The organism is Pedobacter sp. KBW01 (genome assembly GCF_003852395.1).
Classification (GTDB): domain Bacteria; phylum Bacteroidota; class Bacteroidia; order Sphingobacteriales; family Sphingobacteriaceae; genus Pedobacter.
Genome location: NZ_QAJQ01000010.1, coordinates 183,645 through 203,964, shown reverse-complemented (window position 1 = coordinate 203,964; position 20,320 = coordinate 183,645). Strand labels below are relative to the sequence as shown.

Sequence of the window (20,320 nt, the reverse complement as noted above, 5' to 3'; positions counted from 1 at the left end):
CACAACAGAAACCTCTCAAAAAGATCAAATTAAGCAATTACACTCTCAAAATTTCATCAAAAAACTGTCAATTATCATTAAAATGCAAATAAAAAAAATTTTAGCTAGGTAAATCGAATATTTTTCGCTATATTTACTTTACAAATTTCATTAAATCAGTACGTTATGAAAAATATCCTTTATTTTTTCCTGACTGCCCTGATCTCTTCTATTGCTTTATTAACTACGGATGCTACTTTTGATCCCGAATTGGTTTATAGCACCGTAATATTAATCTGGTTACTGTACATCTGGTACCATGTGTATGCAAACAAGAGAAACTACAGCGAGTAGTCTGTATTTTTAACTTAATTATTCCCAATCAACAGATCAGGGGTTAAATTTTAATGGTCTATTAATTGGTAATGGTCAATAAGTAATGATCAATATTCAATCATCAATGATCAGACGGGGATTTCGGCAAGTAACAAGATTTGCACTATGGCCTGGATTAATGACCAATTAACCAGCGAACCAATAAACCTATTTACATAAACTTAACATAGTAAGCAGTTCTTCAAATGGCATATCTTTTTATCTTAGCCATATGTACTGGTACGAAGAAGAGGTTAAGCATTTAGAAAAAACACATTGGTTAGACCGGGAACATCCTGGTATTGTATTCTATGGCAGTTCATCCATACGTTTGTGGCATAGCCTTGAAGATGATTTTCCTACCAGTAAAGTAACTAACCTGGGCTTTGGTGGCTCTACTTTAGCGGCGTGCGTATGGTTTTTCGAAAGGATAATGACCAATTACCACCCGAAAGCACTTGTAGTATACGCTGGTGATAACGACCTTGGCGATGGTAGAAACCCTGAAGAAATATTCATCTTTTTTCAGCAGTTGATGGTAAAAGCTAATACCAGATTTAATGACCTCCCCTGCTATTTTATTTCATTAAAACCCAGCTTAACCCGCTGGCACATGGCCGATCAGTTTAGGTATACCAATAACCTGATTGAAAGCGAGATTATTAAACATAATGGAAACTGGAAATTTATTGATGTTTTTAAGAAAATGCTCACTAAAGAAGGTAATCCCGATCCGGCCTTTTATGATCATGACGGACTACACCTTAGCGAAGCGGGTTATCGGCTATGGGCACAAACGGTTAGGGAGAAATTAGGTTAATCATTACCATTAATTAATATCCTGATAATATCGAAGCCCTATTTTTCCCTCAAAGATTTAAATCAATGAAAAGGGAATACCATAAATGGCTTAGCCATAACCTACAAAGAGATATGGAACTTTTGGTTTTCGGTCATGGCGGAAGGGCTGTAATCTTTTTCCCTACCCGGATGGCGAGGTTTTATGATTATGAAAACTGGGGGATTATCGGCTCACTAAGTCATCAGATCGAAAATGGCGAAATACAGGTGTTTTGTTTGGATAGTATTGATGGCGAGAGCTTTTATAACGACGGTGTATTTCCATCGGTACGGATAAACCGGCACCTGCAGTATGAAAAATACATTTTAGATGAAGTAATACCTTTTATTGAACAACAAAATAATAGTGGTTATGTAGAAACGGCAGGTTGCAGCATGGGGGCTTACCACGCCATTAACCTCGCCATGAAATATCCATGGCTGTTTAAAAAAGCTGTTGGCATAAGCGGAAGATACGATTTAACCGACAATATAGGCGATTTTAAGGATTTGCTAAGCGGATTCCATAATGAAGAAGTATATTTCAATATGCCTGCCCAATACATTGCCAACCTTAGCGACGACCGCTTATTAACGGCAGTACGAAATATGGAAATAATACTGGCAGTTGGTGAAACCGATCCATTTTTAAATGGCAATCAACACCTGAGCAGCTTACTTTGGGAAAAAGGTATTCCGAACCAGTTCCACACCTGGGAAAGCAATGCGCACCGCCCCCATTATTGGCGTAAAATGGCGCCAATATATATCTAAATTCAAAAAACAGGCTATAATTACTCTACAGCAGCTAAGTAATACTGTTTTAAAACCACGGTAGATACAGGTTCTGTTGCACCTTCCGCGCCAATACCTACACGGGCTTCAATCAACCATTTCTCGGGCGAGGAATCGGTTTTAGCGATCTTAATCCCTTTAACCGTTCCGCCTATTGCTTTATAATCAATGCCGTAACAGGCCGCACAGTAAGATACATATTTTACTTTACCTGCTTTAACATCGGCATCGCTAAGTAAAAACTTGTCGCCCAACATTGGTGCCTGCATGTACAACCAGTAAGTCCGGCCATCGCCCTGGCTCCTTACCCAAAATATCCGGTATTGCCCTTTCGTCAAGGTTAAGTTGTTGCCAATCATCGCGGCATTATCGGCATAAAGGAAACTACAATTGGCTCCTTGCGGGCATTCGGTTAAATTTTGTTCATCAATCGTAAAATCCAATGGTGCATCAGCTTTCTTTTTGCAGGCCATTAAAACACTTATTATCAACAAAGTAAAAGCTGTGGTTTTGAAAGCGTTTTTCATCATCTTGTTTTTTTAATACTAACACGTACAGGCAAAACCATTCGCTACAGCAGTTATATTAAGTTTTTGTTAAATAAATTAATGAGTTTAGGGCTGTACCAGCAGGGAATTTAATTCCAAAATAAACCCTTTCAAATACATTCTCTTAACCTGGATTGAACAAGAAAATATTATGTTTGCATCTGAACATTAAATCGACGAAAAAACATGAAACAAGGCTTATTGATAGATATGGATGGGGTGATTTATAGTGGGGAGGAATTGATATTTGGCGCAGATAAATTTATTAAACATTTAATTGATGAAGATATCCCTTTTGCTTTTATGACCAACAACAGTCAACGCACTGCACTCGAAGTGGTACGTAAACTGAAAGGCCTGGGCATAAAGGTTGAGGAAAGCCATGTGTACACCAGTGCAATGGCTACCGGAAAATTCCTTTCCGACCAAAGTCCAAACGGTACTGCTTATGTATTGGGTGAAGGTGGTTTATTGAGCAGTTTGCACGACCATGGCATTACGCTGGTAAATACCGATCCGGAGTTTGTGGTGTTGGGCGAAGGAAGAAATTTCACCCTCGAAATGGTACAACGTGCTGTGGATATGATTCTGGCAGGGGCCAAATTCATTACTACCAACCGCGATCCGTCACCTAAAAAACCAGGCTGGAACAACTTAGGTATTGCTGCTACAACTGCTATGATTGAAGAAGCTACCGGAAGAAAGGCTTTTGTTACAGGTAAACCAAGTCCGGTAATGATGCGTTCGGCACGTAAATTTTTGGGATTAGAAACCAGTGAAACTACCGTTATTGGCGATACCATGGAGACTGATATTCAGGGTGGTGTACAGATGGGGTACAAAACCATTCTGGTACTTTCGGGTATATCAACAAAAGATACGCTTGGCCATTATGCTTTTAAACCGGATATGATTGCCAGTTCGGTTGATGAAATTAAATTTCCGCTCAACTGGTGGGAAAGTAAGTAGTTAAGTTTGGAGTTGGAAGTTAAGCACCTATAACAATTCCTTCAGCTGAATTTGATCGACTGAAGGAATTGTTTTTTATTTACTAAGTAGTTTTAGCTTTGCTGAGCACTGCATGGTGCCCGGTTCTGCTGCGAGTAGATAGATTTCTCAACTCCGTTGCACTCCGCTCGAAATGACGATTTTGGTTACAGATGGCACGAATGACTAATGAACCAGTGAACAAATGAGCTAATGAACCAATAAACTACTTCCCTACCGATACCATAAAGCTTTCGGGCATTTCTGCAGCCTTTAGCATAAAGTTGTGTAGTTCGTAATTTTTAACAAAAGGCTTTAATTGTTCCGAACCGGGGCCAAACATGGTTAATTCTACATAATCGCCGGTATGGTTCATCCCAGCCCATTGCACATCGGTATATTTGCTCAAAATTTTACCATATTCGTAAAACGGCAGATTAGATTCGTTGTACAATTGACCCGGAACGATTTCTTTAAAATGGTTCAGTAACGATTTTACATCATCAGCTTTCATTTCAACACCCTGGTTTTCTTTAATCATTTCCATGATTTTTTGCTCACTAAACGATTGGTTAAGCTGACCCAGCAACCAGGTATTGCTATGTTTAAACCGTTGAAGACTATCAAACTTTTTATTGGCTTCGTCTGCATAAAACAAACCGGGATTGGCATTACCATGATCGGTTGTAATAATTACCAATGTTTCGCCATCCTTTTCGGCAAACTCAATTACCTTACCCACGGCTTCGTCAAAAGCCAGCTGATCGAAAATAAGTCCGCTTAAATCGTTGGAATGTGCAGCCCAATCCACCTTTCCACCTTCAATCTGTAAAGCAAAACCCTGCGGATTATCTTTCATCAGTTCAATGGCTTTCATGGTCATTTCGGCCAATGTGGGTACTTCTTTTTGAAGTTTAACATCGTGCAGGCGATCTATCTCGTAAGGCAATCCATCTTCGGCAAAAAGCCCTAAAACAGGTTTCGATTTGTCTAAAGCCAGCATTTCGTTACGGTTTTCGGCCACTTTATAACCCTGGGTTAAAAATTTAGGCAATAGGTTTCCTCCAGCCCTTTTCTCTCCAAAGTACTTGCTTCCGCCGCCCATCATCACATCAAATTTTAAACCCAGGTAAATTTCTGCAATTAGATCCTGTCCGCCACGATTATCGATATTGACACAGAAACCGGCAGGTGTAGCATGAGTAATAGGCACAGTGGTTACACAACCTACTTTTTTACCCTTTTCTTTAAATTTCTGTAAAATAGGTTGAGGTTTTTCGCCATTCATACCCACATTTAACGAACCGTTTTTAACACGTATGCCTCCACCCCACGAAGAGCTGGCAGCAGCAGAATCGGTAACCATCGAACTGGCCGAAGCAGTATCCATCAAGGCTCTTACAGCTTTATTGTCGCGGTAAAGTCCTAACCATTTACTGCTTCTTCCAAAAGTGCGATTGGCATATAAATCGGCCATATTTAGAGTGCCTGTGCTCATGCCGTCGCTCACCATCATGATGATGTTTTTTGCTTTTTTGCTTCCGCCAACGGGTGCGGCTATTACATCTTTCAGGCCAATTAAAGGCAAGCCAAAGCCAGCCAATAAGCCGCCTTTTAATAACGATCGTCTGTTCATATATTTTTATGGCATCAAAATGCCTTAATTATGGTTTGGTAAATAAAGGAATGGAGCTGAAATAGCTTCGCCCATCAAAGCGTGGACTGCAACCGGCTTTGTACGATTCATCTTTACCTGAATTATCTTTTACCGTTGTCTGAGTTGCCGATAAGTGTACCACGTTTAAGTGCCGGATATTTTTTTTAAGCTGTTTCGAATCTCTATCAGTTGATTTACTAGCTGGCAAGTCTTCTGCTTTAATTAATAAGGCCACTGCAGGTATAACCATTAACAAGGCGACACAAGAAATCAGTCTCATATTATTTCGCTTAAATTATCTGCCTCCGGAAGCTTTCAATACTGGTAATGTATGGGTAAAACAATAACCTATTGATGTGTTATTGTTTTAACTTCCAGAAATATAATACAAAGATGAAAAGCTGCTATTACCGCTGTGGTTAATTAGGATTACGAAATTGTTAAAAGGAGGCTGCCAGTTTTAATTGAATATTAATTGGGCTAAAAATCATTAATCGTCCTCGTTTGTAACGAGGATGAAGGAAATATGCATTTGCAATGCATGGCGATACAATCGCGGCTCTCGTTTATCCTCGTTACAAACAAGGACAATAAAAGGATTGCGCAGCAACATCCATCGCTACGCAATTATTAACTAACTAATCAAAATGTTTATACTGCTGTACATTAGATCACCAATCCTACGTACGTTGTCAGTATTTCTGGTAATTGTATTGGATATCCTAATAAACCAAGACTTTATACTACCACTTTGTCTCCATTTAAATTACATTAATTAAGTTTTCAGCTCACTGAGCATGTCAAAAGAAGATGTCCAACTACATTTTGGCATCCATTAATTTTGTTGTTTTAGTTTTTGCAGCAACCAGTTTCATCTTGATTACAAATGCCTGGCTGGGCTCAAAATCTTTTGGAAGGAGCACGTCAAAATAAGTGTTCTTATCCAGGTCGATTCCAATATCTGATTGTTTTAACGTTAAGCTTTTAGCACCAATTAGCAGTGCAGCACTACCTGGAACCTGTGTAGCATTTTTAGGCACGGCAATACGCACAATGCCATTAACAGGCTTATTGAAAACAGTTAGGTACAACTGATCTTCTTTTTGGGTAAAATAGCCCAGTTTGGAAGGCGTTAAGGCTGCGTGACGTACTCCATACACAGCTTCTGCATTTAATTTCATCCACTCTCCTATTTCTTTTGCAATTTTATCTTCTTCGGGGTGCATATTTCCGTTACCATCGGGACCAAAATTTAACACGAAATTGCCGTTCATCGATACTGAATGCATCAGCATATCCAGCAAATCGTCGGTGGTTTTGGTGTAAATGCCCGACCAATCTTTCATATAGCCCCAGCCATTAGGAGGAATAGTCATTACCGCATCCCAATCGTGCCCGTTTAACCATTCGAACTCTCCAGGTAGTTTACGTTCCCAGCCCTGCTCATAATCGCCCATAATATTGCCATTTGAATCGAAGTGACGTGATCCATGTTCATCATTACGGAAACGCGAACCGATAATTAACCCCGGGTGTTTTTCGCGGAGTTCTTTTTCCAAATTGTAAGTAAACTGATATGCACTTTTCCACGAAGCATCCCAGGTGCCATCAAACCAAAAACCTTTTATCTGCGGATAGTTCTTCAGCTGCTCTAATAACTGATTACGCGTATATTGTAAAAATTTGTCAAATTTTGTTTTTTCTTCATCAGTTTGTGGTGCCTTACCCATATAGTTTGGATTGTTCCATTCCAGAATGGAGAAGTAGAGGTACACATCAATTCCTTCGGCAGTGTAGGCATCAACAATTTGCTTTACAATATCTTTTTTATAAGGAGTATTGCTAATGTTGTAATCAGAATATTTGGTTGGCCAAAGTGCAAAACCATCATGGTGCTTGGTAGTAAAAATTACATACTTCGCGCCCATGTCTTTAGCCTGTTTAGCCCAGCGTTTGGCATCAAAGTCCTTTGGATTAAACTGCTTATATAAATTATCGTAAGTTTTTGTCCAGTCTTTAGGGGCCGTAGGCCCACCCCATGAGCGGATCCACTCTGAAGCAGCTGCGCCGCCACGGGCACTTACCCCGTTCCATTCGTTGCCGGCAATAGAATAAATGCCCCAGTGGATAAACTGGCCTAAACCGTAACTACGGAAAGCCTGCATATCTTTATCGGTACGGTTAGGCGGTGTTAAAGTGCCGTATTTCACTTCAACTTCTTTGGCAGGCTTACTTTTAGGCCCTGTCCACTGTGCATTTGCCTGGCTTATACCTGCAAATGCCGAAACAGCAATTAATGCGCATCTTAACGTATTTTTCATGTATATTTTTGTGTGTTTAATCTTTATAGTTTAAAGGCTTCTTCCTTTTTACAGGCAATTCGGGGTTTTGCAGCGGTTTGGAAGGATTGTAATAGTACAAACCTGCCTGGCCATAAAGGGTTAAATGTGGTTTTAAGCTGTTGCTGAATACAGTAAAATCTTTACGGGAGTTTTTGGTCCAGGCGGCTTCAGCCAGTGCAGCAATACGTGGAAAGAGTAAATAATCCAGGCGAAAATCACCATCCACGGTTTCGGTCCAAAGGTCGGCCTGAATACCTAAAATGAGCTTTTGTTCTTTTGCATCTGCAGCAAAACTGCGTGCATCGAACTGATATACCTGCTCAATCGGGTTATATAATTTATTCCATTTGCGGCCGTACTGATGGGTACTATCCTGCACAAAATCGAAATAAAGCGGTAGTCTTGGACATAAAACAGTTTGATAGCCTTTAGTAAGTGCTGTACGCAACTGGGCTGGCTTATCATGCCGCCACCAGAAGATAATTGTTTTTTCTTTTGGCACGTTAACATCAACCATTTCATCCCAAAAAATTGCTTTGGCACGGAGGCTGTAAAGCGAATCTGCCATGCGTTTCATGAAATATTGCTCTACTTCTGTATCATTATTAAGCTTTTCACGCTCACGTAGTTTTAATATATCGGCATTGCTTTTCCATTTTTCGTTGCCATAGCTCACTTCGTCGCCCCCTAGGTGGATCATACCGGCAGGAAAAAGTACATTGGTTTCTTTTAATATATCGGTTAGGTAACTGTACGTTTTTTCTAAACCGGGGTTAAAGGTAAACTCAGGGTGCCCAGCTGAGCCACCGCCCGAAAATTCGGGATAAGCCTTGTTGGCTGCTGTTGCGTGACCTGGCATATCAATTTCGGGGATTACCTTGATGTATCGTTCTGCAGCATAAGCCACAATTTCTTTAATATCGGCCTGGGTATAAAACTGAGCCGGTAAACCGGGATTTAAATAATCGCCAATTCCGCCGATAAGTGCCAGGTTTGGATATTTCTTAATTTCTAAGCGCCAGCCTGGTTCATCGGTTAAATGCCAGTGAAAGGTGTTGAGTTTGTAAAAGGCCATCCAGTTTAAAATCGATTTTACCTTTTGTTTACCAAAAAAATGGCGCGATTCGTCGAGCATGAAGCCGCGCCAGCCGTAAGCTGCCGCATCACTGATTTCTGCTGCCTCGATCTGATTATTTTTACTGGTAAGCGCCATTTGCAATAACGAAATTACGCCATAAAAAACGCCGTTTGGGTGACTGGCCGAAATGGTAACCTGATCAGGTTTTATATCCAGCTGGTAAGCACTCGAATCGGTATTTTTCGCATTCGGTTTAAGCACAAGCGCAATATTTGCCGCTTTAATTTGCCGCTGTACCACAATACCCTTTTGGCTCAACAGCTCATTTTGAAAATAGTAGGCTATTGTTTTTAACTGATTATTATTGTAGCTAATGGTACTGCTGTTATTCAACACAAAAAAGCCGTTGCCTTTAACATATTTATCGGGCATGGGGATAATGTTGCCAACCTGGGCAAATGCAACAGTAGTAAAAAACGAAAGGGCCAGAACAAGTAATTTCATTAATTGGTAGTTATTTTTAACACGTAAACTGGTACATCGGTTATATTTTTAAAATCAGCAGGCAAATCCAGCTTCAACTCCTGATTTGTACCAGTCCATTTAATTTTCTTTTTGCTGCCCAACAGGCTAATGTCTTTTACAGATGCGGTTTGGTTATTGATCTGTTTCAATATTACCTGTGGTGTTAGCCAGCTTCTCAAAAACACATAAATAACTTTACCTTTCGCTGTGTAATATACATCTGGTGCGATAGTTTGCGGTGTGCCATCAAAAACAGCATCTTTAGTAGCGTTTTTACTGGCTTCAATGGTGCTGCTTTCTTCAGCGGTTGCAGTGCTTTCCTTAACTGCCAGCCAGGGTTGTGTACCATAAATGGCTTCGTGGTTGGTTTTCATCCACCCGCCTATTGCGTTTAATCTTGCCGTAGTCCAATCCGGAAATGTACCATCGCCTTGTGGACCAATGTTTAATAAAAGGTTGCCACCGTTCGCTACCACTTCTACCAAATGGCGCACCAATACTTCGGGCGATTTCCAGGTACTATCGTGCCGGTTATAGCCCCAGTTTTTGCCAATGGTTAAGCACGATTCCCATGCTTTTTTTGATGATGGTGTTAAAGATTGCTCTGAAATCGAAAAATCGCCTAAACCATTTCCAATGCGGTTGTTTACCAAACAATTGGGTTGTAATTTATGAACAAGTGCTTTTAGTTCGGCACTTTCGCTTTTACTGATTAACTCTGGCGTATCAAACCAAAGTACGCCAATGGGACCATAATTATTCAATAGCTCTGTAATTTGCGGTTTAACCTTTCTTTCAAAATAACGGTTAAAAACCTTTCCGTCTTCATTCGGATAATCCCAGGTGTTGCTTCTTCCGGCCTTTACCGGCCAGTTGGTTGGTACATCAGGATCTTGCCAATCTCTGCCCAAAGAGTAATACAGGCAAAGCATTAAATTATATTTTTTGCAGGCTTTGGCCAGCTCTGCAACCGGGTCGCGTTTAAACGGACTCCGTTTTACAATATTGTAATCGCTGCTGGCCGAATTGTACATCGCAAAACCATCGTGGTGTTTTGCTGTAAACACAACATATTTCATTCCGGCAGCTTTAGCCTGTTTAACCCAGGCATCGGCATCGAATTTTATTGGATTGAATTGATTGGCAATAGTAGCATACTCGTTTACCGGAATACGCTCGTACAGCATAAAATGTTCACCTCCTTTTACGATATGGTTTTTCCAGTCGCCGGCAGTTTGGGCATACAATCCCCAATGCAGGAACATGCCAAATTTATAGGCCCTAAACTGATCAATCGGACCGGATTGTGCCAATAGTCTCAAGGTCTGGCACAACATGAATAAAGTAAACAGATATATTTTTTTCATTTGTAATATTTTACACTCCGGAAAATGCTTCCGGAGTGTAAGGTATTAAATTTTAATCTCTTAAAGTTGTCAAATCAGTTGCTGGTGCAGGTAATCCCAAGGCAGTTATTTCATCATATACAGACTGTGTTACTGGAAGCCCCCATTTCTTAAAAAAGTCGCTCAAATCCTTACCACTGATTGAACAGGCTTTCAACATAAAATAACGCATTTTTGCCGCATCAGTTGTTAGCGAAGGGTTTTCGGTACGGGTTTGTTTATGCAGGGCAATATAAAAACTATCGCCATAGGCCATCCATAACTGATAAAACATGCCCAGCCTCACATCATTGGCATTGGTAATGGTGCCGTTAAAATTACGGCTAGCCTGTGCAATAGCAAAATAATTATCAACAGAAGTCCATTTCCCATCGCGGTTCATCCGGGATGGCGTAACGGCAAAATACCTTTCAGCAGCCAAAGCATACAGGTTAACTGTAACCTCAGTTAAGCCGGTCCAGGTCCACGGGCCTTGTTGATGAATGTGCCCAACTTCGTGCCATAAGCCCCAGCCCGAAACACCACTTACATTGGCATTTTGCAAAATGCGGTAGGTTAAAGAACGGATGTAAAAAATACCGATTCCCGCTGCCATATAATCGCCCGAATTTGCCGGATCTTTAACGGTAATGAGGTATTTATAAGGTCCTTTAGTGTGCAATGCGGTCGATCCGTCTATACCGCTAAAGGCATCTTCGGCATCAACAACCTGGTCAATTTTGGTGCTCAACACCTGCTGATCGTCGGTTTTGTAGGTAATGGCATCGTCTCTTCGCGCCACTACAAGTGCACGGTCGGTTTCGATGATAACATCTGGTACATTACTCAAACTATCGAGCATGGTTAACCAATCGGCATGGCTGGTTACATTTTTCTTAAAATAAGGTACTGGTTTAAAACCTTTGCCAAAACTCAGGCTTGCCGAAGCAGCCGGAGTTGCACTGCTTACATATTTCACCCAGGCCATTCCGCCATATTGATCAGCTTTAATTTTATTTAAACCCACCTGCAAAGTATAATAGGTACGCACGGGCCTGATGTTATCTCTAAAAGGTGTACCCAATACCAGTTGAGGTAAACGGGTGCCGCTTACCTGAGCAACTGTAACATAAATAGAATCGTTTGCGGCAACATAATAACCGGTTGGCAGCATTTCGTTGTGGTTCGACTGGATTAACCGGTTAGCCACAGCCTGACTGCCTACATTTTCGGTATACGTTTGGGTTACGGGAGCCACCATACCCGATACCGGGCCAGTGGCTGAAATCTTATTTTTTAACGAAAATGTTTGACTATCGTTCTCTGTATTTGCCTTTTTGCAAGCCGCAACCAACAGTAAGAAAGCTAAGCTTAGTAAGCTTAAGGGATATATCTTTTTCATATCGGTTTAGTTTACAGGGCTATTACTTTAATTGATGAGGCTTTATCATTAAAGGTAGGCATATACCAAATTTGGGAGGTAACCTCATAGCTGCTACCGGTAAAATTGTCGCCATCGTACATAATTACCTTTACACCGAGACTAGCCTTTACTGATGAAACGGTATTATTACCAATACCCAAACTAATTAGATCGGCGGTGGTATAATTGCCAACTGGCAACGATACAGCAGTGCCGGTATAACTGGTATTCGGGAAAAAACTAGCCGATCCGTTAGCTCCTATTTGCGGTACACCGTTCAGGAACGAGAATAAATACGTTTGGGTTATCGTATTGCCGTTTTTTAGCAGCAATTTAGCTTTTAACTCATAAGTCTCATTATTTTTATAATAAAGTTCACTTAATGGCATAGATCCGGAAAGAGTTTGACTTGCCCCCGGGTTAAATCGCCAGGTTACTGCATTATAATCTTTATTGGTGCCTACCCCTTCGTTATTCACATTTGGATCGAGGTAAACTAATACATCACTAACCTCTTTATCGCTGGTAAAACTACCAGATAAGTTAATTGTTTGATTGGTACTGTTAAATGAAGCATTGGCACTAATTGTTGTGGTTGCAGCCTCATAAGGGATTTCGAGTGGCAATGGATCCTGGAAAATTTCGTTTCTGTTTAGGATTGCAGCATCAACTTCAGTTAAAAAAGTAGGCTGTCCTTTACTAAATGAAACATTACCCGACCCCATTAATGAAGTACCCAACGTTGGTTGTTCGGAAGCATATTTGGCGTGATCGTGTGGTAAGTTTAAACCATGTCCCAATTCGTGCAACATTCCACCTAGATAATTGGAGCTTGGATTTGGAATTTTATCGACTGCCATATTTGCATTATCAACGGCAAAACAGTTTTTGCCATAACCATAAAAGGGTTGATCACCGGCAGCAACATCTGTTCTTTGTGGCAATAGAATAAGTGTGTGGCTCGAATTTGAAAATTCTGATGCATGTGTAGCTTTGTAGGCCGCAATTTCGTTTAAGATTTTGGTTGCCGATACGCTCGAAGAATAAGGATAATCTGCCTGTGGGCCCGCTGCCGGGATTTCAATAAACCTGACCAATCCGGTCGAATCGATTTTAGATAGTCCCATGTACTTGTCGTATCCATACCTTAACATTTCGGTATGAAACCAGCTCTGAAAATGAACCATTAAACCGGTTAATCTGGTTTTGTAATCGGATAGTGCCGGATTATCTGTAGGCACGAACATTACAATGTTTAAATTTTTGGTATTGGTAACAAAGCTCGGCGGAGTGGTTCCCGAGCCTAATGCCAATGTGTTTGGTTTTGCCAGCGTTGTTGCTTGTGGTTCTGCAACAGGTGCTTTTTTGCAGCCGCTCATTAAAATGCCGCTCGAAGCAGTAAAGAGCAGGGCCAGGCAAATTTGTTTGGTGTTTTTCATTGTTTAAGTGGTTTAGGTTATGGATTATTTAGTTGTATTTCATTCGTAATTGTTTTAATAATTCCTAAAAAGTAAATTTTAATACCCGTCCCATCTTTTCTCCCTGTTTGTAATGCTTTACGACTCAACGGTAAAGCTTTTTCCAATGTATTGTTTATTCAAAAGCATTGTTTCCATATTCCAATTGCTTTCGTAAGCAATGACGGTGGACTTTAACCTATACGTTGTTGCACACACGTCATTGCGAACTAAAAACTGAGTAAATAGGTTAACTGTTTAATTGTTGCAATTGGTTAATTGTAAACGACTCGACAATTGTTAATTATCAACTTAAAACTGCTAACTGAAAACCGATCCCTTACCAACCCGGGTTTTGGATCAGCACCGCACTTTTATTAATCTCTGATTGTGGAATGGGGAAATAATACATTTGAGGATTTGTAAATCTTCTGGTTTCGAAAGAAAAACGGGCACCGGTAACAGTCGATCCGCTACGCGTCCACCTCATGCCGCCAGCTGGACCGTTTATTAAAGTTTCTGCCAGTTTCCATCTTTTGATATCGAAGAACCTGATTGCTTCTTCGTAGGTTAGCTCTACCCTTCTTTCATTTCTAATTACCTCTCTCATTTGCTCTTTAGTAAGTCCTAAAGGCAATTGAAACGGAACTAAACCAGCTCTTTCCCTAATTTGCTCTACAGCCTGATATACTTCTGTACCCGGCCCGCTAAATTCGTTAAGTGCTTCGGCATAGCTGAGTAGTATTTCGGCGTATCTGATGGCAACCAAACCAATGTTATTGGATATACCAAAATTGCCACCAGCACCTTCGTGACAGAATTTGCGGTATAAATAGCCGGTTTTAGTAGAACCCGAAGTCCCTAAACCATCGCCAGGGGCATTGGCATATAAATTCACTACAGTTTTGGTATTAGTGGTGTTGTTTAACCACAAACTGCCATCGTATAATATAGAGTAATAAAAACGGGGATCTCTGTCTTTATACATATCTGCTTCTACATAACCCGATCCAGCTTCTTTAATGTTTTTGCCATTTTTCATTGGATAAGTGTCAACCAACTCTTGCGTTGGATAGGAATAAGCCTGTCCGCCGCGGGAAACCGGAAGCAGAAAACCTTCGTACCATCTGTTTGTCGATTTCATTACCTGAAATATATGTTCAGGCGTATTTCTGGTAATCATCATCTGATAATAGCCATAACCCGGAGCAGTGGTATTATCTTTAACTAAGCTGTAAATCCCCATATCCATTACTGCTTTTGCAGCATCGGCAGCGAGTTTCCACCTGTTGTTATCTAAATTATCGTAACCTGCCAGGCTTTTATTGGTACCAGTACCCGGATTTTGCCCATTAAACAGCGGACTTGCAGCCAGAAGTAAAACTTTTGATTTTAAACCCAATGCAGCACCCTTGGTTGGGCGTCCGAAATCTTCAATTTTTGTGGTTACAGGTAAAGCAGCACAAGCATCCAGTTCGCTAACAATGTAATTTACCGTTTCAGCAAATGTAGATCTGGCCAAACCGAAATCATCTGTAATTGCATACACTTTATCACCAATAACCGGAACACCGCTATAATTACGTAGCAAATGCCAGTAATAATAAGCCCTCAAAAACCTGGCTTCTAACTTCAGCGTTGCCCTTCTGGCTGCCGAAATTGGAGATCTATCTACATTTGCAAGAAAAACATTCGCACGCCTGATGTTGTTGTAACAGTTGTTCCAGTGATTTTTGAACCGGCTAAAATCGGCCTGACTTTGAAAGGTTGCCGAATTAAATGCAGGCGCTATTTGTGCAGTAGCGCCGCTCCATACGATATCCGAATCGTCGGATGCATCGCTGTACGACCATAAGCCGCCACCGGTTAAGCCATTATCCAGGTAATATGTTCCTGCCAGGCCGGTGTAAATACCTGTTAAAAAGCGGAATGTTAATAAACTATCTGCAAATACAGTAGCCTCATTAAGCTGCCCCACATCTGTTTTATCCAAAAAACTACTGCTATCAGTTTTTTTGCAGGCAGCAGCCCCCATGGCTAATAAGCCTACAAACATTAGGGTTTTTAAATAATTAATATTTTTCATTTTCTTATGATTAAAATGTTACCTGTAAGCCGAGGTTTACAATTTTTTGTTGAGGATAAGATGAGTAGGCCTCTACTGTTCCTGTAGAATTTATAGACTCAGGGTCTACATCATAAATTTTCAGTTTAAACCAGGTAATCAGGTTTGCCGCGCTTCCGTAAATCCTTGCGCTTGATAAACCGATTTTACTTACCAGTTTATTATCAAAGTTATAACCCAGTTCAACGTTCTTAAGCCTGATATAATCCGTTGGACGTAACCAAAACGTAGACTGATCGAAATTGGCACCACCTAAACGTGGCAACAGTGCGGTTTCTTTGGTTTCGGGTGTCCATCTGCTTAAATGTATTTCGGATGGGGTACCATTAACATTTCCTATCTGGAACATGGTTGAAGCACTTAAACTTCCCTTTGCAGCGCCTTGAAAAAGCACAGATATATCAAAGCCTTTGTAGCTTGTTCCCAAAGAAAAACCATAATTTATTTGAGGAATATTGGGATTACCAATTGGACCAATATCGCTCTGATCGATCTTTCCGTCGTTATTGATATCGGCATATTTCAAATCGCCTGGCTTAACTGCCCTACCAACAGATGTTGGACTATTGGCGATATCGGCAGCATCGTTGTAGAAACCAATGTTTGTATAGCCATAAATCTGACCAATAGGCCTGCCGGTACGCATCAGCAATGGATTACCCTGGTTGTAAGGTTCATCGCGATAAATGATTTTGTTCTTATAGATGGAAATGTTCCCTTTAACAAAATAAGAGAAGTTTTCTGATAGCTTATTTTGGTAAGAAAGATCGAGTTCAAAACCTTTATTATTTACGATACCCAAATTTACCGGAGGCAATGTAATACCAGAGAAATTAGGAACCGTTTCCCTAACTGTTAAAATATCGTACCTCTTGTGATTAAAATAATCGAAGGTTATCCCTAGTTTACTATTCAGCAATTTAATATCGGTACCAATATCCAGCTTACGCTCCTGTTCCCACCTTACATCTTCGTTTGCGAGGGCACCAGGCGTAATTCCATACTGCAGGGTATTATTCTCGCCAAACCAATAAGAGTTTGCAGCTGTTGACGGGGCATTATAAATTTCTTCGTAGATATAGCGGTAAGTATTCGGAAAATCATCCGAACCAACAGTACCCAGCGAGCTTCTGAATTTCATGTAGTTGATAAATGGAAGCGCTTTTTTAAAGAAAGGTTCTTCGCTAATGTTCCAGGCAACACTTACCGCTGGAAACAAGCCATTTCTTTTATTGGCTTTAAACCTATCGGTACCATTATATGCGCCGTTTAATTCGAAAATATACTTCGATTTGTAATTGTATCCTACCCTTGCAGAATACCCTCTGAAATTTGCAGGAATGTTTGATCCCGAAATATCAGCCAACTGGTTATAAACAATCAGACCGTATAAATTATGGTCTCCGAACTGGCGGTTATAATCTAAAATACCTTGTGCATTGATTTTGCGAAGCGGATAAGCAGATACATTGGCATCGAATGCAGTAGACGCAGTTAAAGGGTCTAACCTGCTTAACTCAGGAAAAACAGGATCTAAAACATCAGAACCTGGCAGGTACGCATAAGTTGGGAAACGTCCTCTTGTTAACGAGCGGTTAAACTCTACATTATTGGTGTAGGCTAAAATTACCCTTGCAGCAAGGCCTTTGGTTAAAAAATCTAAATTCTGATTGGCCTTTAAGTTTAAGTTAAGGTTATTACTGTATCTTCTGTTATAACCTGCATATTGTAAAATACCAACTGGATTTAATGTAGCAGATTTTCTACCTCCATAGCTTCCATCTTCATTTTTTACAGGATAGTTCCATGGGTTTAAAAGCCCGCTACTTAATCTTCTCCAAATAGAAATAGCACCGCCGGCAAGAACATCTGGCAGGTTTGGTTCATTAATTTCATTAAACCTGGCCGAAAGATCTAACTTTAATGTTAGTGTTTTGGTTACATTTAAATCAACATTCGATCTGATATTGTATCTTTTTAAATAATAGTTACTGTTAAAGTTTTCGTCTTTTTGGATCTCTTTTAAAATACCGTTTTGATTAAGGTTGCCCAATGCCACGAAATACTTTAAATTTTGTGTACCCCCAACGATATCAATATTATTGCTTTGCTGCAAAGCACTTTTGCGCATTACTTCATCGTACCATTTTACACTCGGGTAGCGATATGGGTCATCGCCCAATTTAAAATGATTCAAGGCTTCGTCGGTAACCAGACCGGGATAAGTGAGGTTAGGATCTCTTCCTTCATTTACCTCTTGTTCTTTTAATAAGGTTAATGCGTTGTAAGAATCGAGCGGTTTTCTTCTTATAGTTGGCATTTGCAAACCAAAATCACTTCTAAACGTAATTTTCGGAGCAGAAAATGTACCTCTTCTTGTCGTAATCGCAATTACTCCATTAGCACCCTTAATACCGTATATAGCTGTTGAAGAGGCATCTTTTAAAATGGAAACCGTTTCGATTTCATTAGAACTTAACTGGCTTAACTGCTCGTAAGGATATTCTACATCATCGACAATGACCAAAGGTCTGTTAGAAGCACCCGTATAAGTACTTACCCCACGAATGTAAATATTAGCTGCATCGGCACCTGGCTGACCGCTGGTTTGCTGTTGGAATAAACCGGGTAGTCTACCTGCCAGTGCATTTTGAAAACTTGCGGTTGGGCTCTGCCTTAATTCTTTACCAGATACGGTACTGGTTGCCCCGGCATTGGTTATCTTCTTTTGTGGTGTAAAACCAACCACAACCACTTCGTTTAAATTTGAATTATCTTCTTTTAAAACAATATTTAATGGTTGGTTGGTAATGGTAACCACTTTTTTAATGTAACCTATAGAACTTATAATTAACCTGGTACTGTTTGCGCCAACTTTTATGTTAAAAGCGCCACTGGTATTGGTGATTACGATGTTCTTCGGGTTTGCTTCTTCGGTAACTGTTGTGGCAATTAGTGTTGTACCCTTATCATCTACAACAACACCCCGTACAACTTTCGTTTGGGCATAAACTAAATTAGTTATCAGCACAAGCAATATTATATTCAGTATTTTTTTCATCTGTATATAGTTTCTTTTTTATCGGCGATGAAGCCATCATGATTTTATTTCATCTATACGATTCGAAAAAATCGTGATGGTTCCATTATTTTTTAATGATGCTCCTTACTAATTAGACCATCCTGGATTTTGAACCATTTTGTTATTGCTTAATATTTCGGCCTGTGGTATAGGGTACCAATACATTTTAGTATCGAAAACAGCATTGGCAGCATTGAAATAGCTGTAAGATAAGGTCGTTCCGTTTTTGATAATCTGCACACCTCTAACTGGTTTATTTAATTCAATTTCAGCAAGCTTCCACCTTCTCAAATCCCAGGTTCTATGCTCTTCAAAAGCAAATTCTATACGGCGCTCGTTTTGAATTATTTTACGCAATTCGTCTTTGCTCAGTGTGAGCGATAAGCCGTAAAGATTATTGCTACCTGGAAGAATACCTGCTCTTTTTCTAATTAAAACCAGGTTGTTAACGATATCTGCAACCGGGCCACCCGACTCATTTAAAGCTTCTGCGTGGTTTAATAAAATTTCGGCATACCTGAATAAGATTACATGATGTGCCTGGTTTGTGTATGTTGTAGAAGTTTCAAATTTCCCCATGAATTTTCTGAGGTAATAACCGGTTCTGGTTTGCGTTCTGTTTCCTCCGGGCTTATCTTGTCCACCCTCAAATGTTTCAACTGGTCTGCTCAGCCAATTTTTGCCATTATGCATAATGGTTGCCGTTAACCTTGGATCTCTGTTTAGATAAGGGTTGTTCTGATCGTATGTCGATCCTGCATCAGAAATCGCCTTTCCATCAAGCATCAAAAACGCATCTACCAGGTTTTGCGACGGACTGGTTAATCCAACACCCTGTAAATATCCTATTGGCCCATTATTGATTTCGATATTTGTATTTAATGCGTTCTGTTTAATAAAAATAAACTCGGTATTTTTAGTGGCATTGAAATTGGCAATCCAATCGGTTACCAGGGTATAACCTAATGCTTTAACATCCGCAGCTGCCTGTGCGGCCAAAGTCCATTTCTGCGTATTATTTGTTGGATTGCTTAAAGGGCTGGCAGCATACAAAAGCACTCTCGATTTTAGTGCCATTGCAGCTCCTATATTCGCCCTGCCCCAATCTCCATCGGTAATGCCGTATGGCAACAGATCGTTTTTTATGGCGTCTAACTCAGCAACGATATAGGCATAACATTCATCCAGGGTATTTCTTGGCACATTTATATTGTCATTAATGGTATATACCTTATCGCCAATTAAAGGTACACCGCCCCAACGCTTAACCATTTCGAAGTAAAAATAGGCCCTCAAAAATCTTGCTTCAGCTTTAAATTGTGTTTTTAGCACCGCAGTAGTTGGTACTACATCAATTTTGCTTAAAAAAAGATTAGCTCTTCTTATGCCCAGATAATTCCTACTCCAAACATCATCAGGAAGTGTTGTAGATGATATTCTGCCGGTACGATAAAACTCGGCCTGTGTACCAATCCTCGAAGGCACCGCATCGTCTGTTCCGGCATCTAAAAAGCTGCCATCTATCCTGTTATACCAATCGGGTAACAAGAGATAGGTTCCGTTTAAAAATTGTTTTGCATAGTCGGCATTCTTATCAACCGGATCAAAAATTAAATCCCCTGTTATCCGGTCTAAAGGCTCTGCTTCGAATCTTTTCGAACAGCCAAAAGCAAATAACAAGCAGATTATAGCGAAGTATTTTTTATAATTATTCATAATCAA

General features: G+C 40.2%; 15 protein-coding genes. 4 read left to right on the top strand and 11 right to left on the bottom strand.

Going from position 1 to position 20,320, the window contains the following annotated elements; translation table 11 throughout:
• Positions 1–165 precede the first annotated feature (165 nt).
• From DBR40_RS26690 to DBR40_RS11435, 3 genes are all read left to right on the top strand, one after another.
• Entirely contained in the window at positions 166–333 is a 168-nt protein-coding gene (locus tag DBR40_RS26690) for a hypothetical protein (protein ID WP_158674034.1), read from the top strand.
• A 253-nt stretch (positions 334–586) separates the two neighbouring features.
• Complete coding sequence (locus tag DBR40_RS11440) at positions 587–1,174, top strand: SGNH/GDSL hydrolase family protein (protein WP_124559878.1); 588 nt, start codon at positions 587–589, stop codon at positions 1,172–1,174.
• A 65-nt stretch (positions 1,175–1,239) separates the two neighbouring features.
• Positions 1,240–1,968, top strand: coding sequence for an esterase family protein (locus tag DBR40_RS11435; protein ID WP_233603865.1), 729 nt, complete (start codon positions 1,240–1,242; stop codon positions 1,966–1,968).
• A gap of 20 nt (positions 1,969–1,988) precedes the next feature.
• On the opposite strand, the gene DBR40_RS11430 is transcribed toward DBR40_RS11435, so the two are convergent.
• A complete protein-coding gene (locus DBR40_RS11430; RefSeq protein WP_124559877.1) occupies positions 1,989–2,519 on the bottom strand; it encodes a hypothetical protein in 531 nt (176 codons plus the stop codon).
• 204 nt (positions 2,520–2,723) lie between these two features.
• Here DBR40_RS11430 and DBR40_RS11425 point away from each other — a divergent pair, with 204 nt between their 5' ends.
• Positions 2,724–3,506: an HAD-IIA family hydrolase gene (locus tag DBR40_RS11425; protein WP_124559876.1), complete on the top strand. Its 783-nt coding sequence runs from the start codon at positions 2,724–2,726 to the stop codon at positions 3,504–3,506.
• A gap of 244 nt (positions 3,507–3,750) precedes the next feature.
• Here the strand turns inward: DBR40_RS11425 and DBR40_RS11420 are convergent, their stop codons facing one another.
• The 10 genes from DBR40_RS11420 to DBR40_RS11375 all read right to left on the bottom strand — a co-directional run bounded on the left by DBR40_RS11420 (position 3,751) and on the right by DBR40_RS11375 (position 20,314).
• Positions 3,751–5,160, bottom strand: a complete 1,410-nt coding sequence (locus DBR40_RS11420; protein WP_124559875.1) for an alkaline phosphatase — start codon at positions 5,158–5,160, stop codon at positions 3,751–3,753.
• A gap of 28 nt (positions 5,161–5,188) precedes the next feature.
• A complete protein-coding gene (locus tag DBR40_RS11415) occupies positions 5,189–5,461 on the bottom strand; it encodes a hypothetical protein (RefSeq protein ID WP_124559874.1) in 273 nt (90 codons plus the stop codon).
• A 538-nt stretch (positions 5,462–5,999) separates the two neighbouring features.
• Positions 6,000–7,502, bottom strand: a complete 1,503-nt coding sequence (locus tag DBR40_RS11410) for an alpha-L-fucosidase (RefSeq protein ID WP_233603864.1) — start codon at positions 7,500–7,502, stop codon at positions 6,000–6,002.
• Positions 7,503–7,518: 16 nt separating this feature from the next.
• The gene (locus DBR40_RS11405; RefSeq protein WP_124559872.1) at positions 7,519–9,105 is read right to left on the bottom strand and encodes a beta-N-acetylhexosaminidase; all 1,587 of its coding nucleotides are present in this window, start codon (positions 9,103–9,105) and stop codon (positions 7,519–7,521) included.
• Positions 9,105–10,493, bottom strand: coding sequence for an alpha-L-fucosidase (locus DBR40_RS11400; RefSeq protein WP_124559871.1), 1,389 nt, complete (start codon positions 10,491–10,493; stop codon positions 9,105–9,107). Before DBR40_RS11400 ends, DBR40_RS11405 begins: the two co-directional genes overlap by 1 nt.
• Before the next feature lie 52 nt (positions 10,494–10,545).
• On the bottom strand, positions 10,546–11,913 hold the full coding sequence (locus DBR40_RS11395; RefSeq protein WP_124559870.1) for a M60 family metallopeptidase: 1,368 nt from the start codon (positions 11,911–11,913) through the stop codon (positions 10,546–10,548).
• A gap of 11 nt (positions 11,914–11,924) precedes the next feature.
• The gene (locus DBR40_RS11390) at positions 11,925–13,373 is read right to left on the bottom strand and encodes a hypothetical protein (RefSeq protein ID WP_124559869.1); all 1,449 of its coding nucleotides are present in this window, start codon (positions 13,371–13,373) and stop codon (positions 11,925–11,927) included.
• Between the two features lie 358 nt (positions 13,374–13,731).
• Entirely contained in the window at positions 13,732–15,477 is a 1,746-nt protein-coding gene (locus DBR40_RS11385) for a RagB/SusD family nutrient uptake outer membrane protein (protein ID WP_124559868.1), read from the bottom strand.
• Between the two features lie 10 nt (positions 15,478–15,487).
• Entirely contained in the window at positions 15,488–18,577 is a 3,090-nt protein-coding gene (locus DBR40_RS11380) for a SusC/RagA family TonB-linked outer membrane protein (RefSeq protein WP_124559867.1), read from the bottom strand.
• Positions 18,578–18,685: 108 nt separating this feature from the next.
• Positions 18,686–20,314, bottom strand: coding sequence for a RagB/SusD family nutrient uptake outer membrane protein (locus tag DBR40_RS11375; protein ID WP_124559866.1), 1,629 nt, complete (start codon positions 20,312–20,314; stop codon positions 18,686–18,688).
• Between the last annotated feature and the right edge of the window lie 6 nt (positions 20,315–20,320).